We start from the raw sequence: 24,425 nt of genomic DNA, 5'->3' as shown, positions 1-24,425 counted from the left end.
CGCGTCCGGTCCGCATGTCCTGCGCGGCCTGGCCGGTGCCACGATCGTCCGTCACGGGGATTGGTGGAACCGTCCCGACGGGCACGCCCTGAAGACCGCGGTCGAGCGGCTCGAGGGAAGCACCGCCGTGGAGGCCGTGCTTCCTGTCTGACGTGCACGCCGCGTCGGTCCCTCGCCTCATAGCGGTGCGATCTTGAGTTCGATGGCCGCTCCGTAGGCGGCCCGGAACTGATCCGGTGTCCACGTCCGTCCCCCCGCCACGAACACCGGCTCCACCACAGCCCCGCCCGGGGCGAGTTCGGTGGCGATAAGCGCCCACGCCACCACGTGCGACGGCGTGGGCACGCTGGAGATGTCGGTGCCGCGGGGTGCGTAGGCGTCGACCTTCCAGCCGGGTGCGGCCGACACCACCGTGGTGATCACACCCGGGGTGCCGGCGCCGACGATAAGGGGCATCAGCCGACCGCTCCCCAGAACGTGAGGTTGGTCAACGCGTTCGACGCGGGTGTGATGGTCGCGGGGAGGCTGGTCTGCCCGGTGCCGTTCGTCGCGAAGCGGGCAGTCGCACCGGAGGTGTTCGCGCCGTGCAGGCCGCCGGACAGGGTGCCGCCGCGGTAGATCTGCGGCATCGTCGATGCCACCAGGAGGAACGCCACCCAGTACAGGCCGGGCGTGACGTCCACGTTGATGGTCTCCGTGAACGGGCCGGTGCCCGTCACGCGCGCGTCCACGCCGACGGAGGCGAGCCGTGTTCCGGCCGCGCTGTAGAGGCCGACGAAGTTCTGTCCGGCCGTGGCGCCGGAGCCGGCCGTGTTGATGCCCCACATGAGCTTGGTCAGCGTGGCGTACTTCGGGACGTACACGGCGGCCAGGTACACGGTGCCGCTCACGCCCGCGGAGCCGTTGCCGATCGTCGCGGGGTCCTGGGTCCAGGCGGTCAGGGCGTGGTCGGCGGGGCGGGGCACGCCGAGGGCGCGGCCGACCACGGACAGGCTGCCGGTGATGCCGTCGAGGGTGCCGCCGCCGTCGAGGGTGCTGGTGGGGGCTGCGGGGTCGCCGACGATTTCGCGGACGTTGAGGCCGCGCTGCAGGCGGGTGTTGCCGCCTGCGTCACGCCAGCCGGCCGTGTTGCCGTTGAGGATGCCGCTGTGCACGGCGACGTAGGTGCTTCCGGTGACGGACACTCCGTACTGCGGGCTGCGGGTGCCGGTGCTGTCGTCGTCGATGCCGGTCAGGACACTCACGTCGGTTGCACTGACGAAGGCGGGCGTGGTGTCGACGTTGAGGCCGGCGTAGTTCCCGCCGCCGCTTCCCCCGTTGCGGCCGTCGCGGTTCAGGCGGGCGTTGGTGATGACGACGGTGGCGCCCGCACTGCCGCCGGTGACGAGGATGCCGTTCTGTGTGTTGCGGTCGGTGGAGCAGCCCATCAGGGACAGCTGGGCGTTGCCGGGCACGATGTGAAAGCCGCGCAGGTTCCATTCGGCCCGGCAGGCGAGCAGGGTGCTGTTCCCGCAGCCGGACAGGAAGAAGCCGTACCCGGCGGAGCCGATCGATTCGACGTCCATGAGCGTCGAGTCAGTCATGTTGTTGAAGGAGAAGGTGTTGCCGCCGCAGTCGGAGGCGACGATGCGGCGCAGCCGGTTGGAGTACGGGGACTGCGGCAGCCCGGCGGGGGCACCGGAGTTGTAGGTGAAGAAGATCCCATGCCCGCCGAACTTCTTGATCGACAGGTGTTCGAAGACCATCCCGCGGATCGTGCCCTGCGCCTGGATGCCGTCGACCGCGTTCCCGCCGGGCAGCGCGGTGCCGTCCAGGGTCAGGTCGTACAGGCGCTGCTCGCAGCTCTTGGCGGCGTACCCGCCGAGCGGGGCATCGAGGATGAGGATCGCGGCGACGCCGGAGAACGTGGCGAGCGGCTTGATGCGGGCGGCAGTCTGCGTCCAGCCGGTGAGGTTGTCGAAGTGGTCGCCGTGAGCACCGCGCAAGGTGACGCCGGGCGGCACCGTCAGGGGTGCGGTGGTGGCGTAGGTGCCCGCGGGCAGGTAGACGGTGCCGCCGGACGGGCACGCATTCAGGGCGGCCTGCAGGGCGGTGGTGTCGTCGGTGGTGCCATTGGCCCGCGCCCCGTACGCCTTGGCGTTGAGCCAGTCCAGGCCACCGGCCTGCGGGGTGCGCACCGGCGCGCTGGTCAGGCCGGTGGCGTAGGTGATGTTGTTGCCGAGGATGACGGTGCTGGTGGTGTCGTCGTTGAGGCCCTTCGTCGCGGCGTGCAGGTAGGCGTCGGCGACCTGGACACGAGTGGAGGAGCCGGTGACGGAGATGCCGTACTGCGGGCTGTTGGTCTGGGTGCCGTCGTCGTCGACGCCGGGGAAGCAGGTGACGTTCGACATCAGCACCGGCATGGTCGCGGCCGCGACCCGCACGCCCGCGTAGTTCCCTCCGCCCGCGCCGCCGTTGCGGCCGTCGCGGCGGGTCATCAGCCCGGTGAACTGCAGCGGCCCGTTGCCGGTGGCGTCGATGCGGACGCCGTCCCAGCCGTTGCGGTCGGTGGAGCAGCCGGTGAACACCGCTCCCCCGGAGCCGGCGCCGGTGCCCCACGATCCGGTGACGTAGTAGCCGTAGTTCCCGCACCATTCGGCCCGGCAGTTCGTCAGATGCGAGTTGGGCAGGTTCGACAGGACCCAGCCGTGCGCCCAGCATCCGATGGCCTGGCAGTCGACCGCGGTCAGGTCCGTCATCAGGGAGAACAGGAAGCCGTTGGCGTGGCAGCCGTCGATCATCACCTGGTACAGGCGCCAGGAGAACGGGTACTTCCCCGCGGTGTTGGAGGCGGTGACGATGCCGTTGTTGGGCATCTGCCGGATCGTCACGTCCCGCATGCGGACGTTCTGCACGTTGCCCTTGGCGAAGATGCCGTCGATGGAGGTGCCGGTGAGCTGGGAGCCGTCCAGCATCAGGTTGTGCAGCCGCTGCTCGGAGGACAGGGCCGGGTGGGTGCCGTCATCGTCGCCGATGATCTTCAGGACGCTGGTGCCGGTGAAGGGGGTGGCGGGCTGGATGTAGCAGGCGGAGTCCGCCGTCGTCATCCCCGGCCCGATCATCAGGTTGGAGTGGGTTCCCTGCAGGGTGACGCCGCTGAGGAGGTCCAGGGTGGCGGTCGTCTTGTACACGCCGGCCGGGAGGTAGACGACGCCGCCCTCGGGGCAGGCGTCGATGGCTGCCTGAATGGCGGCGGTGTCGTCGTGGGTCCCGTCCCCGACCGCCCCGTAGGTGCGGACGTTGAGCCAGTCGAGCTGGGCGGGAATCTGGGTGGGGTCGATGTGGCCGGAGCCGTCCAGCTGGGCCCAGCCGCCCGGGGTGCCGCCCTGGGCCATGAAGCCGGCCAGGACGGCGCCGGTGTCGATCGTGGCCATGGCGTAGCGGCGCCCGTATCCGAAGTCGACGTACAGGCTGGTGACTCCGTCGGGGCCGAAGAAGGCGACGGCGCCGTCGCTGTCGGCGGTGACGGTGGTGATGGGGTTGCCGGTCAGGTCGGTGAGGTCGGTGAGCTGGGTGCCGTCGGTCAGGGCGTCCCAGACGGTGCCGACGGCGGTGGGCCGCAGCAGGAGCTGGTTGCCGACCTTCTCCATGGCGTAATCGGAGGGGGAGCCTCCGAAAGGGTGCCTGGCCATTGTGTTTCCTTCTTTCAGGCTCAGGCGAGCCAGTAGGAGCCGTCGATGGTGAGGACATCGTTGGTGCGGATGTTGAACGGCTGATTGGTGAACATCGAGAACGAGTTGGGGACGACCGTGGACGAAGTGCCCTGCGTCATCGAGTAACGCAGCCGCGCGATCTTGGACAGGGATTCGGTCGGGAAGACCATCGCGACACCGATCGCTGACCCTTCACCGTTGTCCGAGGTGTAGTTCCACTTGAAAAGCGACCGCACCGCGCTGGTCGCGGGCAGCCCCGGCGGCAGGGACACCTCGATCGGCGAGTCGTAGGCGGGCGGGTTACCGCTGGGCACCAGATGGATGGTCAGATCGACACGCTTGTTGGAGACCTGGTAGCGGCCGATGTTCTGGCTGCCGGAGCCCCAGTTGATGGTGGAGTCGCCGGCCGTCCACACGGGCGTGTAGGTGGAGTCGCTGACGCCCTGGGAGGCGATCCACCGCCATGTCGCCCCGTCGCCGACGTACAGGCTGCCGTCCTCGACGAGCAGTTGGTTCTTCAGGCTCGGCGGGCGGGCCCCGGCGATGGACGGCAGGACGCTGCGGCCGGTGAGGTAGCGGCGGTCCGCAACGTTCGCCGCGGTGACCGTGGTGGAGGCGGCGGCGACCGTGCACTGGGCGAGGGGGATCTCCCACACGCCGTCTTCGGCCTGGGTGAGCGGCGGGGGTGTGGCGCCGCCTGTCTTGTAGAAGGCGTTGACGGCGTTGGCGGCCTGGTCTGCGCGCAGCACCACCAGGTCGACGCGGGCCGTGCCGCCCGCATTGGCGGGCACGTTCAGGTTCTTGACCGCGTCGAGGTGGTAGTAGAAGCCGTTGACGAAGGCCATGCCAGGCTGGACGGAGACGGTGGTGGTGCCCGACCCGGCGACCTTCAGCGCGGTGGAGGCGGGGTCGTTGGTGTGGACGCCGTCGGAGCCCCACTGGCGGGCGTTGCGGGACCACTGGAGTTCCGTTGCGATGGGCGAGCCGTCGAACGGCGCGGAGAATTCAGCCATGTCAGGCCGCCTTTCGTGTCTTCAGGCGCCCGACGTCCTTCTTGACCTGGGCGATGTAGGCGTAGATCCGGGCGACGGTGGAGGTGCCGGTGGAGTCGCCGCCGAGGGTGGCTTTGACGGTGGTGGCGTCCGCTGCGGTGGAGGTGAGGGTGACCTCGCGGACGACGTCCGTGTACCAGTCGCCGCGCACGTCGGCGGCCACGGTGTCGCCGACGCTGTAGTCGCGGCCGTAGCGCAGCTGCGGGATGTCGATCGGGGAGATGGACAGGCTGCCCTGTCCGGCGCCGTTGGTGAGGGCTTCGGCGCCGGCCTGGTCCATCTGCGCGGCAAGGTCGACGCTGGCGGTGTCCACGCCGGTCTGGTCGACGAACTGCTCGATGACCAGGCCGGGGAACAGCGGGTCGGTGCGGTCGTAGGTTTTGCACACCCGCGGGGAGGTGCCGCCGCCCGCGACGACGATGGCCCGCGTGCACGTGGGCGGGGTGGTGGAGTAGGAGGCGTCGGTGAGGTTGCCCAGCGCGAACGCGAACCGGGCCGCGCTTTGTATGGCCGGCTGGTAGATCTGGAACTGGAGACTGGCCCCGATCTGCACCACCTTGAAGCCGAGGCCGGCGGTGTTGCCGATGTCGGCGAGGACGTTCAGGAGGTTGTCGAACTGGTTTACCTGCCGGGTGATGGTGCCGCCCCGCCCGCCGTCCGCGGACAGGGTGAGAAGGGGGTTCTTGCGGGAGGCCAGCGCCCCGGGCCCGGCGTTGACGTTGACGAGGGTGCGCATGCCGGTCTCCGCGGCGATGGCGGTCAGCTTGTACACAGAGGCCGTCTGCGAGCCGATGACGGCGGCCGGGCTGGGCCAGCACGTGTACTGGGCGAGCAGCGCGGTGTCGTCGACGCCGCCGACGGTGAGTTTCCCGGAGCCGCCGTCGGACGCGGAGCGGGACCAGTCGACGGTGCGGATCGGCCCGGACATGATCGTGTCCCCGGAACCGGTGCGGATGATCAGCCCATTGCCCTCCACCAGCAGGGGGGCTTTGTCGGAGTCGGCGGACACCTCGAGGGTGTAGGCGCCGACCGCATTGAAGCGGGGAATCACGGTCAGCTGCGTGTACTCGGCGATCTGCCCGAGCCGGTGCAGGCCGCTGTCGCGTACGTACACACGCAGTGCACTGCCGTCCATAGGGGTGTGCCTCCTCTCAGGCGGCCAGGTAGCGGGGCTGGTAGGTCATGCGGACGCGGGTGTTGCTGGTGGAACCGGACACCGTCAACGTGAGGTCGTTGATGCCGGGCTCGAGCGCCCACATGGTGGAGGCGTCGGACAGGTCGCCCCACAGGTTCGTGGCCCCGTTCAGCAGGGCGGTCTGCTGGCGTTCCCGGGTGTCGATGACGATCGTGTCGCCGACCGTGATGGTGTGGGCGAGGACGAGGACGTCGCCGGTGGTGACGTTGGTGAGACTGACGGCGGTGGCCGGTCCGGTGATGGTCCAGACGGGGAACGCGTCGTCGTCGCCGTCGTTGTCGACCGTCACGCTGCCGAGGACCTGGCTGTTGCCGACGACGAGCGGGAGGACGGGGAAGAAGGTGCCGGAGACGGCGGCCCGCCACTCGGTGGTCACCTCGGGGCCGAGCCAAAAAGGGCTGGGACAGGCGAAGGTGAGGACGCCCATGCACCAGCGGGCGCCGGCCGCGTCCAGGGACTCATCGCCCTCGAGGCCTGCGCTGTAGCGGGCGCCGATGGTGCGGGCGGCCCCGTCGGACTGGGTGACGGTCAGGGTGCCCTCGCCCCGCTTGGGGTTCAGGGAGCGGATTAGTCCGCGCCGGCGGGCGAGGTAGGCGGTACGGGAGTCGTCCGCCCAGAACGCGACCGGGAGGGCGATCTCCTTGCCCTGGGCGCGGACCTGACGGATCGCGTAGCCGTCGATGCCGGGGCTCTGGTCCTGGCTGAAGTCGTAGCCGGGCATGTCCAGGCCCTTGGCGCCGGGCTGCAACACCCAGCCGTTGGCCCAGTCGTTGAACTTCGTGGTCAGCCCGGCGGGGTCGGTGAACCACACCTGCGGCATCTCGTTGACGCGGGTGGGCCACGGCACGACGACCGGCGGCGGGACCGCGGCTGCGGGGACGAGGATGGGCACGGTCAGCCTCCCACGACGACGGGCCGGTGCAGCGAGTCCTCGAGAGCGAGGGCGGCGAGGATGGACGCCCGGGAGGCCTGCTCCCGCACCGTGGCTTGGTAGTTGAGGACGCGGTCGCCGTAGGTGGCGGACGTAGTGCTGCTTTCGATGCGGGAGGTCGTCGCGGCGGCGGAGGCGCGCACCACAGCGGCCATGCGGGCTGCAGCGGCAGCGGCCTGCGGAACAGCGTCCTTGACGCCGTAGGCGAAGCCCAGACCGGTGAAGCGCCCGAGTGCCCTGGTGATCCGCGATGGGCTGCTGATTTTCAGCTCTACCTTGAGAGTCTTCTGAATCTTCTTTGCCAGGTCAGCCATCGCTTTGGTGATCGCCGTCTCCTGCGCCTTCAGACCGGCCAGGTAGCCCTTCCCGGACTGGGAACCGGCGTCGTACATGGCGTCCGCGGCGTCCTTGCCGTACGTGCTGGACGCCGATGTGATGGCCGCCTGGGTGGCGTTGATGTCCTTCATCTGCTGCGGTGTGGCGTCCACCAGCGCCTGCGCGTAGGAGGCGCCGCCGTCCGGGCCCGCGGCGATGATCTGCTGCAGGAGCGTCTTGGACAGCCCGCGCTGCCCGAGGATCTTCAGGTTCGCGCCGAACGCCTTGATCTGCCCCAGGCGCACATTCAGCCCGGACAGGATGCCGCCCGCATCGAAGGTGTTGCCGCCGTTGGGGAGACTGGTGAGGGCCGCGAACTGGCCGGCCTGGGTGGTGGAGTCCGCAGCCAGCGTGTTCGCCTGCGTGATCTTCGCGGCGATGGCGTCGCGCTGCTTCGCGAGCAGGTCCAGGTGGGCGTTGGACTTTTTGATGCTGGCCAGCAGCCGGTCATCGAGGGTCGTCTTGACGCCCTTGAAGGCGTTCTTGACGGCGGTGGCCACCTTCGACATCGCGGCGTCGATCTGCGCGGCGGTGCCGGTGAGCTGCTTGAGGAAATCAGAGCCCACGGATGCGGCAAGGGGTCCGGTGTCGATGCGTTTGCCGCCGACCTTGATGACGCCGCCGGTGGCGTAGCCGCGGGGCAGGCCGCGCCCGATGCGGATGCCGCCGCCGAGGATACCGCCGCGGGCGTAGCCGCCGGGCCGGTTGTATGCGGCGGCGAGGCTGCCGTAGTTGGCCAGGGCGTACTTCATGGAGGCGTAGATGTTGGCGAGTGGGTCGACGCTGACGCCGTACATGAACGGGCCGGTCTTGCGGTACTTCCCGGCGTACGCCTTGAACGTCCCCTCGATGACCTGCATCAGCCCGACGCTCGGGTGGCCGGCTTTCCAGTTGGAGTCGGTGCGGTTGACCGCTTTGGGGTTGCCGCCGGACTCCTGGTTCATCCGCCTGAGGGTGGTGTTGACGAGGCCGAGGGACTGGTGGACCTGTCCCAGGGCCTGGGTGACGACGCCCTTCCAGCGCTGCACGCCGGAGCCGCCGTCTCCCGTGCCGCCGCCGGTGAGGTAGGGCATGGGGTCGATCGACTTGCCGTTGAGGCGGGCCTCGAGGTGCAGGTGGGGTCCGGTGACGTTGCCGGTCGCGCCCACACTGCCGATCCGGCCGCCCTGCTGGATGCCGTCGCCGACCTTCGCGGCGATCGCCGACATGTGCGCGTACAGGGACTGCAGGCCGCCGCCGTGGTTGACCATGACGTGCTTGCCGTAGGGGCCGCCGTTGGTGGCGGACTTGACGGTGCCGTTGTCGACGGCGACGACTTTCCGGCCGACGGGGGCGGGGAAGTCCAGGCCGGTGTGACGGCCGCTGCTCCACATGGAGCCCTTCACGCCGAACCGGGTGCCGTAGGGCACGTTGACCGGTTTGATCCACTGCCCGGACGCGTCGGGGATGTCCTTGCCGCGGATGTAGTCGATCGCCTTGTCGATCATGTACAGCGGTGCGGCGCCGATCATCCCCGGGTAGGTGTTCACGTTGGAGCCCAGGGCGCCGGTGATGCCCTTCTTGATGGGCTTGAACGCCTTGGCGGCCAGGTCGCCGAGGGTGCCGCGGACGGCGTCGGTGCCCTTCTTCAGGACCCCGCCCACACCGCTGGCAATGGATGATCCGGCGCTGCCGATGGCGGAGCCGATGTCGCCGAAGATGCCGCCGCCGGCGAACCCGTACTGGGCGCGCACGGTGGAGGGGTGCTGGCCGCGCATCGCGGCCGCGTTCAGCGCGTACAGGCGCTGGCGCTCATAGGGGTCGCGCATCACCTCGGACACGTAGACGCCCTCGCCGCGCCGCATCGGCACCAGCTGGTCGTCTCCGTCGCGCCAGGTCGACCAGCCGGGCAGGACGCCGCCCCGGGCCCGGCCGGTGTTGATGCCGCCGCGGGCGAAGCCCTTGGGCAGGCCGATGGGCTTCAGGTCCGGGATGCCGGGGATTTTGCCCGCGGTGGCGTTCCAGACTTTGGTGACGCCCTTGTTGTAGACGGTGTCGATCCAGAACTTGATGGGCGTCTTGACGTAGTCGGCGAGGCCGCCCCAGATCTTCCCGAGACCCTTGACGACGAGCTTGAAGGAGGCGGTCAGGGAGTCCGCGAAGGTGTCCCAGCCGCGCCGCATGTCCTTCCAGGAGTTGGACGCCGTCGAGGTGACGTTGCCCCAGAACCCACTCCAGATCTTGCTGGAGGTGTCCTTGACCTGCCCGAAGCGTTTGACGATGCCGTCCTTGAGTGCGCCGACGATCTCACCGAGGCGCTTCCACAGGCGGGAGAACCAGGAGATCGCGCCGAGCACAATGTCCGGGATGATCGAATGCCCGAGGAGGATGTCGAACAGGGCTTTGAACTTGTCGACGATCCACTTCACGGCCGCGGTGACCGCATCGACGAAACCCTTGATCCAGCCGATGACGGTGACGATGACCGGGACCAGCGTGCCGATCGCCGTGGCGAGGGATTTGGTGAGCAGGCCCGCCAGCATCACGATCAGCGGCATCAGCGGGGTGATGACCTGCAGGGCCAGCGTCAGCAGGGACACCGTCAGCTGGGCCAGGGGCGGCAGCAGCGGCATCATGGCCAGCAGGATCTGCGGGAACAGCGGCGCGAGTTGGCCGATGAACTGGCCCAGGCTCTGCACGGCCGGGACCAGGGATCCGATCACCGGGGCCAGGCCCTGCGCCAGCGAGGCAACGACCGGCACCAACTGTGCCCCCAGGGCTGAGACCACGGGGGCGAGGGCGGTGACGATCGCCCCGATCAGGTTGCCGAGGGGCTGCAGGAGCGGCATCAGGCCGGTGACCAGACCGACCAGGATGCCGCCGACGTTGAGGAGGACGGGCAGCAGCGCGTCGATGACCGGCATGAGGGCTTTGCCGAGCGCGCCCAGAACCTGCGCAATGACGGGCCCGAACTTCTCGGCGAGTTCCTTGACGATGGGGGCGAGCACGGCCAGCAGCGGCAGCACTGCCTGGATGACCGACCCGAGGGTGCCCGCGATGAGCGTCGCGACTGCGTTGAGGGCTTTGAAGATCTGGGTGAGGGCTGCCTGGACTTCGGGGAGTTCGATGATGCGGCGGATCTCCGCGAGGGCGGCGCCGATCGTCCCGAAGAAGTCTCCGCCCGCCGCGGATGCCGCCTTGAAGACCCCGGCGAGGATGCCGCCGATGTCCCCCAGGACCTGGCCGAACTGGAGGGCGACATCGAGGGCGGTGTTGATGGCGTCGGTGAGGCTGCCGTCCTTCATGCCGGCCGCGAGCTTGCCCATCACCTTGTCGACGACGCTTGCGGCGCCGGCGGTGATGCGGTCGAACGCGGGCTGCGCGGCGATGCTGAGCTGGGCGAACCCGGTGACCATCTGGCCGGGGATGCGGGACACGTTCCCCAGGGATGTCGTCACGCCGTCGAAGATCTGCTTGAGCTGCCCGGTCTTCTGCAGGTTCGATACGGCGGTCAGCGCGTTCTTGCCCATGAGGTTGAGCTCGCCGGCGGCGCCGATCAGGCCGCGGCGCACCGTCGGCAGAACCTGGGCACCCACCGTGCCGAGCCGGGTGGCGACACCGGAGAACAGACGGTCCTGCACGTCGAGCTTCATGTCCCGCCACGCCGGGGCCATCGCCTGCAACTGGCCGACGAACGCCCGCGCGTTCGGCGACAGCTTCGACAGCGCCGTATCCAGAGCGGAGACCTGCGTGGTGGCCTTCTGCTGAGCATCGGCCACACTGCGGGCGGCATCGGCAACGGCCTGCTGGGCGTCGGCGATCTGCCGCTGCCCCTCCACCTGCGCCTTGACCACATCGGCCTGCGCCTGAACGAGGGCACGCTGCCGGTCGGCGACCTGCTGATCCGCGTTGGACACCTGCTGCTTGGCCTGCAGAACCGTCTTGCTGCCCTCGACGCCGGCCTTGTTCGCGGCCGCGGTGTCCTTCTCGAGCCGATTGGTGGCCAGGCGCTGCTCGTCCAGGGACTGCACCGCCCGCTCCTTGGCGAGTTCGGCCTGCTGGATCTGCAGCTGGGTGGCGGTCGGGTCGGAGCGGGTGCGGGCGAGGTCTTCCTCGGCCTGCTGGACGGCGAGGGTGGCGCCTTCCTCGTCGAGGCGGGAGTCCTTGAGCTGGTTGTTCATGTCCTGCAGGTCACGGACGGCCTGGTGGCGGGCCGCGTTGAGGTCCTGCTGGGCCTGGCGTGCATCGCGCTGTGCGGCGGTGAGGTCGCGTTCGGCAGTGGCGACTTGCTGGTTGGCCTGCTTGACCCGGTCGGCGGCCTGGACCTGGGCGTCCTTGAGGGACTGCTGGGCGCGGGTGAGGGAGCGCTGCGCGTTCTCCACCTGCCGGGTGGCCGTGGCCGCCTTGGTGGCCTCGGAGGCGACCGGGTTGAAGGCGGCCTTGATGGCGTCCCCGACGCCCATGGTGCCGACCTTGAACGCGGCGAACGCGCCGCCGAGCGCGGCGACCGCGGGTGCGGCCGTGGCCGCGAGGGGGCCCATCTGCGCCAGGGCCTGGGCGAGGGAGGCGATGGTGGGCAGGGCGGTCGCTGCGAGCGTGGTGAACTTCAGCACCGTCGCGGCCAGGGAGGCGATGCCGCCACTGCTGCTCGAGCCGGAGGAGCCGAGGGACCCCAGGGATCCGGTGAGGGCGCCCAGGCCGAGGGTGCGGATACGGACGTTGACGGAGCGGTCCCGGGTCAGCGCTGCCAGCCGGGTGGCCGCGGCCGCGGTGTCGACGTCGGCGTTGATACGGACGGTGCGCCGCTGGGTGAGGTTGGCGAGGTCGGCGGCAGCGACGCGGGTGTCGACGTCCGCGCCGATCCGGACTACCCGCCGCTGGATCAAGTTGCGGATCTCGTTCGCCGCCACGCGGGTGTCCACGCTGGCGCGGATGTTGACGACGCGGTCCTGGACCAGGCGGGCGATCTGCTGTTCGGCTTGCCGGTAGGCGGCCTGCTGGATCTTCGGGAGGATGTCGACGGTGTGCTGCCCGGACAGCGCCCCCAGCTTCGACTTCGCGGCGGTGTCGTCGACTTCGGCGGTGATGGTGACCTTGCGGCCCACAGTGAGCCGGTCCAGGCCCGTCTTGGCGGCCTTGTCGTCGAGGTCGGCGACCACCTTGACCGTGCGGTCCTGGGTGAGGGCACGCAGGGACGTCTTGGCGGCCGCATCGTCCAGGGACGCGGTGACCTTCACGCCGATCGGCTTGGCGAGCTTCTTGAGGATGGCGGTACGGATCGTGTCCCCGGCGAGATCGCCGGCGGCTTTGGCGGGTTCGCGGATCGCGGAGGGCAGCTCGATACGGAGCCGGTCGCCGAACTGGCTCATGTCCGGGATCAGACTGACCCGGGTGGAGCCGACGACGGTGGCTTCGGCCATGCTGCCCTCCCCTCTTCTACGACTGCGGTTGCGGCTGTGCGGCCTTGGCCTGCTCTAGTTCGCGGATCCTGGCCAGCCACTGCTCGATCTCTGCCTGTTTCGCCGCGGTGACGGCCGGGTCCTGCTGCGGGCGCAGGCTGTCCAGCAGCGCCCGGTTGCGGGCCGTGCGTGCTTCGGCGAGCTGGTCGCGTTCCTCGTCCGCGGCGAGCTTGGGCGGCTGGACCGGTGTCATCTCCGGCGGGTCGCCCTTGAGGTGGGCCTTCCACAGGGTGGCCGCGATGAGCTGCAGCAGGTTGACCGTGGTGGCTTGCAGGTAGGTGTCCTGCTTCCACCGGTGGCCGTCCCTGTCGCCCGCGTAGGCGGCCTTCGTGGCGGAGTCCTCGGGCAGGTTGGTGACCAGGTCGCGGAGCTCGGCCCAGTTCATGGTTCCTTCACCCCAGGACATGGCCCAGAACTCCTCTAGGCGGCGGCCGGGGTAGTAGCGCTGGAGGTCGGCTCGGACGGCTCCGGCGTGCTCTCGGAGGAGGGCGAGGAGCCAGAGCCTTCCCCCTGGCTGGTGCCCGCCTCGCCGTCCATCTCGCTGATGAGGTCCTTGAGTTCACCGACGGTGAGCTTGGCGACCTTCACCAGCCTGTCGAACGCCTCCTTGGGAGTGGCGAGTTCGCGCAGGACGTTGAGGTTGGCGTTGCCGCCCTTCTCCTCGACTTCCTCGATGACTTCCAGCGGCCAGTCGTCCTGGACGGGGAAGGTGCAGGTCTCCTCGAGGCCTTGTTCGTTGTCGAAGACGATGTCGACGAACTGGACCTTCGCGGCGGCCTGGCGCTGGGCGCGCATCTGCTGGAGGCGGACGACCTTGCGGTTGGGCTTGGACACGGCGGGTTCTCTCTTCTAGGGCAGGGGCTCAGGGCGGGGAGCTGAGGGGTGGGGTGGTGGTCCGCCGGCGCCGCCCCCGCCCAGGGATGTGAGCGCGGCGGACCACCAGTTCAGGGGGTTACGCCGGGAGGGCGATGTTGGTGATGAAGCGCTGGACGGCCTGGCCGCCGGAGGGGGCGGCGAGCGGCTTGAAGGTGAGCTCGTAGCCGCTGGCGTCGTCCGCGGAACGCTTGCGGTTGCCGCGGTCGGACACGTCGACGCGGGCAATCATGATGCGTTCGATCTCGTCGCCCTCGATGATGTCGATCCCCAGGGCCTTCTCGATGCCCGGGGATGCCTGCCCGGTCCCGAAGGACAGGTACTGGCCGGTCGCCGGCGGCCCGACCACGGCCGGCACCGAGGTCATGTCGGAGATGAGGACGGCGTAGTAGAGCGACAGCATCTCCGCTGTCGTCTCCAGGAAGTTCATCTTGAAGGAGCCGTCGCGGGACTTGACGCGGGTCTTCACCGGGGCTTCCTCACCCCAGGCGTTGATCTCGGTGCGGTCCTCGCCGAGGGCCTCCTCGAGACCGTCGGGGTGCATGTAGCCGAGGTCGGCCCAGCCGGTTCCCCAGGCGACGAAGGGGCTGGTGGGGAAGGTCGTGCCGACGTCGGCGACGTAGGCGCGGCCCTTCACGCCAATCTTGATGTTGTCTGCGTTGCCCACGACGGGCCTCCTAGCTCACGGTTCGGGGTGGGCGAACGCTCATCCCCAGGGTCATGCCGACCCGGCGAACCCCGGTGTTGGGTTCTTCGGGCCGGTCCTGTGGTCCGGTCTCCTCGGACGTGGCGGTGACGATCCCGTCGGCGGTGGCCTGCCCGGGCAGGAGCTCCCACTCGCCGCGCACCCTGAGGGCGAGGCGCATGGCCGCGCCGAGGGCGGGCTTGGCGAGCGCGTAGCAGTCGACGGAGAAGCGGGGCCGGTCGATCGCCGAGGGATCGGCCCAGCCGCGCAGTCCGGCGGTGCCGCCGATGCGCAGGATCCGCACCAGGGGAAGCTCGGCGTCGAAGCCGGCCGAGTCCGGGAGCTCACCGACGACACGCGCGGTACTACCGAGCGCGCTCTGCAGCAGATCGATGGCGATCTGCTTGCTGTCGGGGAGAACCGGCGTCGTCATCGCTACTTGGCCGTGCTCGTCTTGGCCGGGGCCTTCGCGGGCGTGCTGGTGTCGTCGGCCTTGTCGGGGGTCTTCTGCGCGCCGGTGTCCGCGCTCTCGTCGGCCTTCGCCGGTTCGACGTCGTCGACGAGTTCGGCGAACCCGTACCAGGAGCGGACTTCGTCCCGGCGGACCTGGACGGTGTCGCCGGGCTGCTTGCCCTTGTGCCAGAAGATGAGCTTCAGCGTGACCAGGTCTGCGGGGTCAGCCATGGCGGTGGTCTCCTTCATCAGTGATCGCCCCCTGCCGCGTCCAGGGCGTGCGAGAGCGTGTAGTGGGGGCGGTGGATGGAGTGGCCGTTGCGGTCGACCTGTCGGGTGCCGTGTTCGACGTAGTAGGCGTAGTCGACGGTGGCGTCGACGTTGACGGTGCCGTCCGGGTCGGGCTCTTCCACGCGGTGGATGGAGTCCCGGTAGGCGCCGGTGAGGACCGGGGCGGTGGCCTTGGCTACGTCCACGACGCGGTCCATGCGCTGGGCGAGGTCGTCCTGCACTTCGCGGGAGAGCGGCAGGTTGTGGATGGCGTCCTCGTCCAGGTCCACCGTGATGATGACGTCGCTGCTCATGCGCCCTTCACCTCCAGCAGGGAGATGACCTGACCGGACAGCGGGCCTGCGCTCTCCGGGGTAGCGGGCACACCGTCGACGTCCCAGGTGCGGCCGTCCCACGCCACGCGCATCCCACTCACGACCGTCATCGCCCGTGGGGGCATGAAGAGTTGGGCGCGGGTAGTGGTCTGGTCGCCCGCCTGCCGGGTGCGGGAGGCGGTGGTGTAGTCGACCGTGCAGCCGGACACGACCGTCTGGGTCGGGTGGTCCCAGTCGCGGACCTGGGTGTTGTAGTCGCCGCCTATGAGGGGGGCGTCCAGCACGGTGACGGACTGGCGTCCGATGGGCCCGGGCATCAGCCGGTCACCAGCGGCCACATGGTCAGCAGCCCGGCGTTGCGCAGGACGAGGGCAGCCTGCCTGCCCACCGGCACCCCGGAACCGCCGCTGCTGCTGGTGTTGTTGGGGGCGCGGCGGGTGATGGAGCGCTGCCCGACCGTCATGGACTGTACGTCGGAGTTGGCGCCCGTCTCGTCGTCGCGGTCCATCATGAACTGGGCCTGCCGTACGCACGCCTTGGTGAGGACGGCTTGGACTTCGGGGTCTTCGGGGCTGTACATGGCGCCGGTCAGCGCGCCGTCGATCGCGTCGGAGGCCTGCTCGAGGAGCCGCCACGCGTTCGCCGGGGCGGGCTCGGGGGCGAGCCACGCCTCGAGGTCGCTGATCGTCGCGTGCGCCATGACTACTCCTGGCCCCCGGTCTCGTCCTCGCTGGGCTGCGCGGTGTCGCGGGCGTCCTCGACGACCTGGGCGTAGTCCTGGCAGTCGGACTTGGTGGCGTCCTTGGCCTGGTCGGGGTCCATGCCGAGGGCGATGGCGTACTGCCGCCACTCGGCGACGGCCGCGGACTTCGCGGGCCGGTCCGGGAGGGGCTCCACCGGGGTCTCGGGGTCGGTGTTCGGCACGGGGGCGTCCTGGCCCTCGCCGAGCGCCGACTCGTGCGCGTCCACCCACTCCTGCAGCTGGGTGAGCGTCAGGGTGCAGGCCTGGCCCGCGTTCAGGCCCAGGGCGACCGCGTAGGTGGCCCACTCGCCCGGCAGGGCGTCCTCGCCCGGCCGCTCCCCGGGTGCGCGGCGGTGGTCGCCGACCCGGTTGACGGTGTCGGCCTCCGAGCCGTGCACGACGACCAGCGACTTGTCGCCGGCCTCCACATCGGTGGGCTTGCCGTCGACGGGGTGCAAGTGCCCGGCGGCAACCTGCTTGGCCATCTCGGGGGACAGCGGGTCCTCGAGGGTGAGCCGTAGCCCACCGGTGCCTTCGTATTCGCGCGCCGCCATGGTCAGTACGCCTTGGGGAGCTTGAAGACGGTGATGGTGCCCAGGAACCCGGACTCGAAGTCGACGTACAGCTTCGTGCCCCGCTGCTGGAAGCGGGCGGAGGTGAAGGGGCCGACGAACTCCTTGCCGGTGTTCGCGCCCACGGCGACGGTGAGGTCGCCCTGGCCGGCCATCCACGACTGGCTGCCGGATCCGGTGCGGACGATGACGTTCTTCGCGCCGGTCGCGGTGTTCGCGACGCGGAGCACGGTGCGCTCGGGGTCGACGTCGTTGATGATGACGCCGTTGGTGACCAGGGTCGCGTCGATGGTGGTGCCGGCGACGTCGGACGTGTGGCCGTTGGGGGTGAGAGCGGTGTAGGTGACGGCGGTGCGCGCCATGAGAGGCCTCCTAGGGGATCAGCGCACGAGAGGTGTCGGTGCCCTGGGAGGGCTAGGCGGCCGGGTTGACGAACGCGACGGCGATCCCGGTGGGGCGCAGCAGCTTGGCGCCGTAGACGTGGAGGCCGCGGATGGCGTCGGCGATGGTGTTCTGCAGGCGCAGCGCCTCGGTCTCGATGATCTGCTCCGCGTACGTGATCGCCCCGGGGTAGCCGGCCTGGATGACCTGCGTGTCACCGGACGGGTTGGGCGTGTTGTTCGACTCGAGGATGTCGAAGCCGGCGGCGCGGCCGACGAAGCCGTTGCGCAGTCCCTCGGTGGTGGCGCTCGCGTCGGCGCGGATGAAGCGGTCGTCGTTGAGCATGGAGCCGATGAACTCGGGGCTCGCTACGACGTAGCGGCCCTCCATGGGGACGTTGGCCCGGTTCAGCTTGGTCCGCAGGGGGACGAGGACCTTGCTGTACGCGTCGGTCGGGGTGGTGTACGTGTCGATCGGTGCGCCGGTGGAGCCCACCGTGTTCGCGGCAGCCACCCCGGTGTAGAGGGAGGCGACGTACGCGTCGGCCTTGTCTCGCAGCCCGTAGGCGGCGTTGGTCGCCATCTGCGCCATCGGGTTCAGCAGGGCCTGCGCCTTGTCGACGTCGTCCAACTTGAACGCGAAAGCCTTGCCCTGGTCGATGACCAGGTCGGTGCCCGCGGTCTCGACGTCCTCGTAGTTGATGGTGTCGCCCGCGTCGTAGTCGAAGATCGTCGGGTCACCGATGGTGGTGATGTGCACCGACTGGCCGCGAGAGCTGATCTCGCCCTCGTAGTTGCGGTTGACGAGCTGCGGCTGGGCGTAAACGAGGCTGCTGCGAAGAGCCGTCAGAACCTGGGCAGACCAGATCTCCGGCTTGAAGTTGTTGATCGACACGGAGGCTCCTAATGCCTACCGGCCACCCAGATAGGACGTGAGGCGTCCTTCTTCGACGGCCTTGGTGATCTGTTCGGGGGTCATCCGCGCGACGTCCTCCGCACCCAGCTGCCGCTTCGAACCCGGGGCCCCGTCCATCGGCGCACCGCCCGCGGGGACTGCGGGCTTGGCCGGCTCGGCTGCTTTCGCGGCGAGCTTCGGGTTCGCCTCCACCGCCTGCTTGACCGCCTGCTCCACGCTGGCAGCGAAGTCAGGAGCGGCCGGGTCGAGCTTGGCGATGGCCTGGGCGAAGCCCCGGGAGTCCAGGAGGCTGTCGGGGTCGCCGCCGTGCGCCCCAGCCGACTTGTAGACGGCGAGCTCCACCTCGGTCTGGCGGGCGCGGTCCTCGAACTCCTTGGTCCGGGACTGCTCTTCGCTCAGCTTCTTGGTGAGCTCTTCGGGGGTGGGCGGCTTCTCCTCGCCGGTGTCGAGTCCGAAAGCGGCGGCGACCTTCTTGAGGAGGTCGGCCTGCTGCTCTGCGGCCTTCTGCTCTGCGGCGGTCGTCTTCTGCTTCTGGGCTTCGACGTCGCTGCGGAGGTTCTCGACCAGCTTCTCGAAGCGGGCCGGGTCGAAGTCGCCTTCGAACTTGGGCGCCTTGGCCTTGGGTTCGGTCGGCGGCTCGGTGGCCGGAGCGGGTTCGGCGGGAGTAGCGGGGGGTGTTGCCGGGGCTGCGGGTGCGGCCGGCTCTGGCGGAGTCGGTGCGGGTGCCTGGGGCGCGGGCGGGGTGGCCGGCTGGTTGCCGGGGTCCGTCGTGGGCGTTCCGGGCTGGGCGGGGGTCGACATCTCAGAGCCTCCTTGGGCTGCCTGGACGTGGTTGATCGCGGCACCTTGGCCGCCCACGTCTGGCATGGATGCTAACCCAAACCCTGGGTCTATGCTGCACAATCAAAGGCAGATACGCAAGAGAGCCTTTGATTCCACGGATCTAGAGGGGGTGGTGTGGTGGAGTCCTCCAAGAACGTCGCCGACGCCGCGCAACGCCAGCCCGCCCTGCTGCGGGCCCTCGAACACCGCCACGCCGCAGCCGCCGCCCGCCCGCTGTCCAAGGCCCTGGCCGACGCACAGCAAGACGCCACCCTCCGCTGGGCGATGGCCACCACCACAACCCAGCACATCCCCCCGCCCGCCGAACTCGCCGCGCTCATCGAGCACATCCGCAAAGCCCTGCAGGCCGCCTTCCACGGCCAGGGCGCCTACGCCATGGCCGAAGCGCAGCGCGCCGCGTTCACCGCGGCGTCCATGGGCATTCAGCACGCTTCCAGGATCGTCGGAATGCTGCGTGGTGTTGCCCCTCCCCCCATCGCTGCGGAGACCGGCGTAGCGGCTGATCGGGCCGCGGGCGGCATCCCCGCCGCCGTGCAGGAAGAGCACGCGCACGCGCTGGCGCTCCTGACGACCGCGGGGCTCACCGCGTACGGGCTGGCCGGACTGAAGTCCGTGTTCACGCGCGCCCGCCGCGCGGTCACCCGCATCACCGCCGGCGTCGCTGTCGCTGTCACCTCCGCGTCCGCGCACGCCGCTGTGGTCGTGGCCCGCTATCTCGGCCCGGGGGTGCGGATGCTGTGGGTGGCCGAACCCGGGGCCTGCCCCGCCTGCGCCGCCTACGCGGGCCGCTCCATCCGGCTCGGCGGCCGCTTCCCCGGCGGACTCTCCCTGGCCCCCGAGCGGACCGTGTTCCTCACCGCAATCCCCGGGCCCCCCAGACATCCGCACTGCCGGTGCGTCGTAATCCCGTGGCATCCCCGCTGGACCGTCAACACCACCGGCACCGCGCTGCCCGTCCTGCTGCAGCAGCGCGCCCGCGCCGCCCACCGCGCCTCTGTCCCCGCCCAAGCCCGAAGGACCGCATGATGCCCCAGCCCCTGCCTGAGGAGTTCCACGACCGGATCCGCGAGCTGCACGACCTCGGCTACGGCCGTAACAGAATCGCCCGCGAGATCGACAAACCGCCCGTGATGGTGTCCCGCACCGCCGAGTTCCTGGGTCTCACCTTCGACCGGTCGAAGATCCAGGCGGCGACCGAGGCGCGCCTGGCCGACATGGCGGAACGCCGGTCGATCCTTGCCGAGGACCTGCTGTCCGACGCGGAGAGGCTGCGCCGCCAGCTGTGGGAGGAGACGACCGTCTACTCCTTCGGCGGCAAGGAGAACTCGTACGAGGAGCACGTCTTCGATGAGGCGCCGGCGTCGGAGAAGCGTGCGCTGATGTCAACGGCGGCGATGGCGGTGGACCGGTCGCTGAAGCTGGTGCCGGCGGTGGAGGCGTCGAACCTGGACTCGGCCAAGTCGATGCTCGGGTCGCTGGGTGAGGCGCTGGTGGCGTTCACGCGCACCGAGGATGAGCAGGCCGTCGAGGGTGACGGCGAGGCGTAGCCCGTGACCACCACGCTGGAGTCGCTGCCGTTGTCCCGGAAGCAGATCCGGTCTGTCGCCGAGTCGACGGTGAAGATCTGCTGCTGGGAGGGCGCGATCCGGTCGGGGAAGACGATCGCTTCCCTCCTGAAGTGGCTGATCTTCATTGCGAATGCGCCGTCCACGGGCGAGCTCGTGATGATCGGCAAGACGGCGCAGACCATCCATAGGAACCTTTTTCTGCCGATGCAGGACGAGGCGCTGTTCGGGGACATCGCCAAGCTCATCCACTACACGCCCGGCGCCCCGACCGCGGTCATCCTGGGCCGGACCGTGCATGTGATCGGCGCGAACGACGCCAAGTCCGAGCCGAAGATCCGCGGCATGACGGTGTGCGGTGCCTACGTGGATGAGGTCACCCTCATTCCGCAGGTGTTCTTCGAGCAGCTCTACGGCCGGATGTCGGTGCGCGGCGCCCAGCTGTTCTGCACCACCAACCCCGACAATCCCGCCCACTGGTTCATGCGGGACTGGCTATCCCAGTCCGGCCGTAAGCCTGTGCGCAGGTTCTCCTTCACCATCGACGACAACCCCTTCCTCGACCCCGACTACGTGGCCGACCAGAAGGCCTCTCATGAGGGCTTGTTCTACCGCCGGTTCATCCTGGGCGAGTGGGTGGCCGCTGAAGGCGCGATCTACGACGCGTGGGACCGGGACCGGCACATCGTCACCGACCTGCCGTCCGAGGGCATCCACCGGTGGATCTCGCTGGGCGTGGACTACGGCACGAGTAACCCGTTCCACGCTGTCCTGTTGGGTCTGGGCCGGGACCGCAAGCTGTATGCGGCCGCGGAGTGGCGCTACGAGGCGCGGCAGACCCGTAAGCAGCTCACGGACACCGAGTACAGCGAGCGGCTGCGGGGCTGGCTGCAGGATGTGCCCGGGATCGGCGCGGTGCGCCCGCAGTTCATTACCGTCGACCCGTCAGCGGCCTCGTTCAGTGCGCAGTTGAAGCGGGACAAGCTCACCCCGACGCCGGCGAAGAACGACGTCATGGACGGAATCCGCACCGTCTCGAGCATCCTGGCCGCGAACAAGCTCCTCGTCCACAAGTCCTGTGAGGCGCTGATCCAGGAGATCGGCGGCTACAGCTGGGACGACCAGGCCTCCCTGCGCGGTATCGAGCAGCCCTTGAAGGTCGCCGACCACGGGGTGGACGCCCTGCGCTACGGGATCTTCACCACTCGTGCTTTGTGGCAGCGGCATCTCGCGCTCGCCGCCTGACCCTCAACCCCTCGAAGGAGACTGTCATGCCGCTGCCGCCGTCTGGGAAGACCCCCTGGCCCCCGGTCCAGTTCGCGGAGCCGTTCGCTGATATGGATGTGTGGCGGGCCTGGTACGGCGGAGACACCGCCCACCTGGCGCAGGTGTACGGCGGGCCCGGCTCGTACGCACAGAATCCGCGGGCGCGGGAGTTCTTCGACCTGAACAAGCCGTCCCAGTACCGGGGCGGGATTGTGGGCGGGTTGGCGCGGATGTTCTGGGGGGAGCCGGTGACGCCGGGTCAGCCGCAGGCGAAGCTGCATGTGCCGATCGCCGCGGACGTGGCCGAGCTCTCCGCGAACCTGCTGTGGACGGACATCCCGTCGGTGACGGTCGATACGGACTCCACGGAGGACACGGGGCTGGCGAAGTCGACGACGGAGCAGATCAAGCGGTACCTGGACGACCGCGGACACGCGACGATGCGGGAGGGCACAGAGCTGGCGTCGGCCCTGTCAGGGGTGTATGTGCGGGTGGTGTGGGATGTCAGCCTGCGGCCGCGCCCGTGGTGGGACATTCTCGGCCCGGATGCAGTGATCCCGGAGTGGAAGTGGGGGATCCTCGCGGCGGCGACCGTGTGGCGGCAGCTGGACTCTCCGACCGGAGGGTCGGAGGTGTGGCGGCTGCTGGAGCGGCACGAGCCCGGCAGCATCGAGTACGGGCTGTACAAGGGTGATGCGGACGTCCTGGGCATGTCGATGGCGTTGGCCGATCACCCGGAGACGGAGGGGCTGGCCGGCCGGGTGAACGACAAGGGGATGGTGGATACGCAGGTTGACCGGCTGCTGGTCGCCTATCTGCCGAACATTCGCCCCAACCGTGGGTGGGGGCACATCCCGGAGGCGGTCCCGTTCGGGCGCTCGGATTTTGCGGGGATTGAGCCGCTGCTGGGGGCGCTGGACGAGGCGTGGACGTCGTGGATGCGGGATCTGCGGTTGGGTAAGGCGCGGATCATGCTGCCGCAGTCGATGCTGGAGACCGACGGGCCGGGCACGGGCGGCATGTTCGACCTGGACCGTGAGGTGTTCGTGCAGCTGAACATGCTGGACGACGGATCGGGTGCGACCGCGCTGGCGATGAACCAGTTCAACATCAGGGTGGATGAGCATGAGCGGACGTGCAGCGCGCTGCGCAAGCAGATCCTCTCGAGTGCCGGCTACTCCGCCCAGTCGTTCGGGGATGAAGGAACGGTGGCCGCGACCGCGACAGAGGTCGTGGCGCGTAAGGAGGAGTCCCTGACCACGCGGGGGACGAAGATCCTGTATCAGCGGCCGGCGCTGCTGGATCTGGTGACGGCGACGATGATGGTGGATGTCGTGCACTGCAAGGCGAAGGGCGTGGACCCTGCGGCGGAGCTGACCGCGACGTGGCCGCAGGCGGTGCAGCCGGACCCGGAGGCGGTGGGGCGGACGTTGTCGTTCTTGGAGACGGCGGGGGCGATCTCCACCTATATGAAGGTGAAGACGCTGCGCCCGGAGTGGGATGAGGAAGAGGTCCTGAAGGAGGTCGCCCGGATCCGGGACGACAAGCAGGCCGCGAATCCGATCCCGGCCGGCGACCCGTTCAACACGGGTGGGCCGGACTCGCAGGACGATCCGGCGGCCGACGGCGAGGGGGCGTTGGAGGACCCGGCGGACGGCGAGCCGGTCGACGACCAGGCCGATCCGAAGCAGGGGCAGGCCAAGGCGGCGTAAGCGGGATACTGGCGGCACGCCAAGGATGTGAAGGAGGCCCCGTGCCTGAGATCCCTGTTGTGGTGTGGGTGTTCAGCGCCGGTTGCGCATTGTTCTTCACCTGGGTAGGGCGCCAGCCGGGTGCGCCACTCTTCACTCGGGCGCCATGGATTGTGGTGGATCGTCTGATGCCTGATCGGCCGCGCCCCGACTACGCGAGGATCGAGCGTCTCGAGCGGGAGCTGGGCCTCACAGATGAGGAACCGCGGCGGCCGGTCAGGCGGGCCAGCCGGGCGTGCCTGGTGAAGGACTGCCGGGGCGATACGCAGACGGTGGAGACGTGGGGCGGGCAGGTCCTGTACCGCGTGCACCGGTGCGAGGGAGGGCAGTCGTGAATCTCCGACTGGACAGCATGGTCTTCGCATACGGTCCGCTGCTTGGTGAGTGGGCGGATGAGCATCAGCATCTGCTGGTGAAGGATCCGATGCGGCTGGGCTGGAAGTGCGAGGTCCCGGGCTGCGGGTTCTTCAAGCCTGCCGAGGAGTTCGACGGGATCCGGCTCGTTCCGGGCCTGGAGTGGTGGGACGAGGCGTGAGCTTGCGGGACTTCGTCACCACAGCAGCTCTCACGGTGGCCATCGGTGTGGCGGCTTTGGCCGTGTCCGGCTTGGTCGTCTGGGGTTTGTTCAGGCTGGACTGAGCGAGTGGGTGGGCGGGGGCTTGCGCGGTTCAGCGGCGTCGGACGCCCTTGCGCATCGGTAGACGGCGGTAGCGGGCCACGGGCCCGCCCTTCGTGGCGTGGGCCTTCTGGTGGGCGAAGCGGGCCCTCAGTCGCGGGTTGGCGAAGAAGTATCGCCTAACCACTGTGCCTTGGAAGCGAAGCCGCGAGGCTTCTGGCGCTTTGGCACAGTGCTCATCACCTCCTTGGGTTGGAACGGAACTCCCCTCTCCCCCAGTGTGCCCGTCTGTGACGGGTGTGTTCCGATCAAGTCCCGGGCTTGTACGGGCCGGTGACGACCGGAAGCCCCGTGCGTACTCTGTGGCTCTTGATCTCTGAGGGGGGACACGATGGGTTGCCGTGACTGTCGTACGTGCACGATGCCGGGGCTGAGCCGGGCCGGCCAGAGCCTGGCGGCGGGGTTCGGGCATTTG

The 24,425-nt window shown here is 69.4% G+C and carries 23 protein-coding genes; 5 read left to right on the top strand and 18 right to left on the bottom strand.

The window, feature by feature from the left end:
- Window positions 1-177: 177 nt before the first annotated feature.
- From BFN33_RS45280 to BFN33_RS45195, 18 genes are all read right to left on the bottom strand, one after another.
- Entirely contained in the window at window positions 178-456 is a 279-nt protein-coding gene (locus BFN33_RS45280; RefSeq protein ID WP_069766064.1) for a hypothetical protein, read from the bottom strand.
- The gene (locus BFN33_RS45275; protein ID WP_069766063.1) at window positions 456-3,671 is read right to left on the bottom strand and encodes a right-handed parallel beta-helix repeat-containing protein; all 3,216 of its coding nucleotides are present in this window, start codon (window positions 3,669-3,671) and stop codon (window positions 456-458) included. The genes BFN33_RS45280 and BFN33_RS45275 overlap by 1 nt, the downstream gene beginning before the upstream one ends.
- A 20-nt stretch (window positions 3,672-3,691) precedes the next feature.
- Complete coding sequence (locus tag BFN33_RS45270; protein ID WP_069766062.1) at window positions 3,692-4,705, bottom strand: hypothetical protein; 1,014 nt, start codon at window positions 4,703-4,705, stop codon at window positions 3,692-3,694.
- A gap of 1 nt (window position 4,706) precedes the next feature.
- Window positions 4,707-5,879 carry a siphovirus ReqiPepy6 Gp37-like family protein gene (locus BFN33_RS45265; protein WP_069766061.1) on the bottom strand — a complete coding sequence of 391 codons (1,173 nt, stop codon included), beginning with the start codon at window positions 5,877-5,879 and terminating at the stop codon, window positions 4,707-4,709.
- 16 nt (window positions 5,880-5,895) lie between these two features.
- Complete coding sequence (locus BFN33_RS45260; RefSeq protein ID WP_256123047.1) at window positions 5,896-6,831, bottom strand: phage tail domain-containing protein; 936 nt, start codon at window positions 6,829-6,831, stop codon at window positions 5,896-5,898.
- A gap of 2 nt (window positions 6,832-6,833) precedes the next feature.
- On the bottom strand, window positions 6,834-12,644 hold the full coding sequence (locus tag BFN33_RS45255; RefSeq protein ID WP_069766060.1) for a peptidoglycan DD-metalloendopeptidase family protein: 5,811 nt from the start codon (window positions 12,642-12,644) through the stop codon (window positions 6,834-6,836).
- A gap of 16 nt (window positions 12,645-12,660) precedes the next feature.
- On the bottom strand, window positions 12,661-13,089 hold the full coding sequence (locus BFN33_RS45250) for a hypothetical protein (protein ID WP_069766059.1): 429 nt from the start codon (window positions 13,087-13,089) through the stop codon (window positions 12,661-12,663).
- A 14-nt stretch (window positions 13,090-13,103) separates the two neighbouring features.
- Entirely contained in the window at window positions 13,104-13,517 is a 414-nt protein-coding gene (locus tag BFN33_RS45245) for a hypothetical protein (protein WP_069766058.1), read from the bottom strand.
- Window positions 13,518-13,635: 118 nt separating this feature from the next.
- A complete protein-coding gene (locus BFN33_RS45240; RefSeq protein ID WP_069766057.1) occupies window positions 13,636-14,223 on the bottom strand; it encodes a phage tail protein in 588 nt (195 codons plus the stop codon).
- A gap of 10 nt (window positions 14,224-14,233) precedes the next feature.
- A complete protein-coding gene (locus BFN33_RS45235; RefSeq protein ID WP_069744750.1) occupies window positions 14,234-14,674 on the bottom strand; it encodes a hypothetical protein in 441 nt (146 codons plus the stop codon).
- A gap of 2 nt (window positions 14,675-14,676) precedes the next feature.
- On the bottom strand, window positions 14,677-14,925 hold the full coding sequence (locus BFN33_RS45230) for a hypothetical protein (RefSeq protein WP_141744020.1): 249 nt from the start codon (window positions 14,923-14,925) through the stop codon (window positions 14,677-14,679).
- Window positions 14,926-14,942: 17 nt separating this feature from the next.
- Window positions 14,943-15,278 (bottom strand): HK97 gp10 family phage protein, encoded by a 336-nt coding sequence (locus BFN33_RS45225; protein ID WP_069766056.1) that lies wholly within the window; start codon window positions 15,276-15,278, stop codon window positions 14,943-14,945.
- Entirely contained in the window at window positions 15,275-15,616 is a 342-nt protein-coding gene (locus BFN33_RS45220) for a hypothetical protein (RefSeq protein ID WP_069766055.1), read from the bottom strand. The genes BFN33_RS45225 and BFN33_RS45220 overlap by 4 nt, the downstream gene beginning before the upstream one ends.
- Window positions 15,616-15,999, bottom strand: a complete 384-nt coding sequence (locus BFN33_RS45215; protein WP_069766054.1) for a hypothetical protein — start codon at window positions 15,997-15,999, stop codon at window positions 15,616-15,618. The genes BFN33_RS45220 and BFN33_RS45215 overlap by 1 nt, the downstream gene beginning before the upstream one ends.
- 2 nt (window positions 16,000-16,001) lie before the next feature.
- Window positions 16,002-16,595, bottom strand: coding sequence for a hypothetical protein (locus tag BFN33_RS45210; RefSeq protein ID WP_069766053.1), 594 nt, complete (start codon window positions 16,593-16,595; stop codon window positions 16,002-16,004).
- Between the two features lie 2 nt (window positions 16,596-16,597).
- Window positions 16,598-16,975: a hypothetical protein gene (locus BFN33_RS45205; RefSeq protein WP_069766052.1), complete on the bottom strand. Its 378-nt coding sequence runs from the start codon at window positions 16,973-16,975 to the stop codon at window positions 16,598-16,600.
- Window positions 16,976-17,027: 52 nt separating this feature from the next.
- Window positions 17,028-17,888, bottom strand: a complete 861-nt coding sequence (locus BFN33_RS45200) for a P22 coat protein - protein 5 domain protein (protein WP_069766051.1) — start codon at window positions 17,886-17,888, stop codon at window positions 17,028-17,030.
- 15 nt (window positions 17,889-17,903) lie between these two features.
- A complete protein-coding gene (locus tag BFN33_RS45195) occupies window positions 17,904-18,710 on the bottom strand; it encodes a hypothetical protein (protein WP_069766050.1) in 807 nt (268 codons plus the stop codon).
- Between the two features lie 156 nt (window positions 18,711-18,866).
- On the opposite strand from BFN33_RS45195, the gene BFN33_RS45190 reads away from it, so the two are divergent.
- From BFN33_RS45190 to BFN33_RS45165, 5 genes are all read left to right on the top strand, one after another.
- Window positions 18,867-19,778: a hypothetical protein gene (locus BFN33_RS45190; protein ID WP_069766049.1), complete on the top strand. Its 912-nt coding sequence runs from the start codon at window positions 18,867-18,869 to the stop codon at window positions 19,776-19,778.
- Entirely contained in the window at window positions 19,775-20,299 is a 525-nt protein-coding gene (locus BFN33_RS45185) for a hypothetical protein (RefSeq protein ID WP_069766048.1), read from the top strand. The genes BFN33_RS45190 and BFN33_RS45185 overlap by 4 nt, the downstream gene beginning before the upstream one ends.
- 3 nt (window positions 20,300-20,302) lie before the next feature.
- Window positions 20,303-21,562 carry a PBSX family phage terminase large subunit gene (locus BFN33_RS45180; RefSeq protein ID WP_088245523.1) on the top strand — a complete coding sequence of 420 codons (1,260 nt, stop codon included), beginning with the start codon at window positions 20,303-20,305 and terminating at the stop codon, window positions 21,560-21,562.
- A gap of 26 nt (window positions 21,563-21,588) precedes the next feature.
- Complete coding sequence (locus BFN33_RS45175; protein ID WP_079141359.1) at window positions 21,589-23,295, top strand: hypothetical protein; 1,707 nt, start codon at window positions 21,589-21,591, stop codon at window positions 23,293-23,295.
- Between the two features lie 370 nt (window positions 23,296-23,665).
- Window positions 23,666-23,869, top strand: a complete 204-nt coding sequence (locus BFN33_RS45165; RefSeq protein WP_069740720.1) for a hypothetical protein — start codon at window positions 23,666-23,668, stop codon at window positions 23,867-23,869.
- Window positions 23,870-24,425 lie beyond the last annotated feature (556 nt).

Origin of the sequence: Streptomyces sp. LUP47B (assembly GCF_001746295.1) — a bacterium.
Classification (GTDB): Bacteria; Actinomycetota; Actinomycetes; order Streptomycetales; family Streptomycetaceae; genus Streptomyces.
Note: the sequence above shows the minus strand (reverse complement) of the source record. Positions and strands in the feature narration are given on the sequence as shown.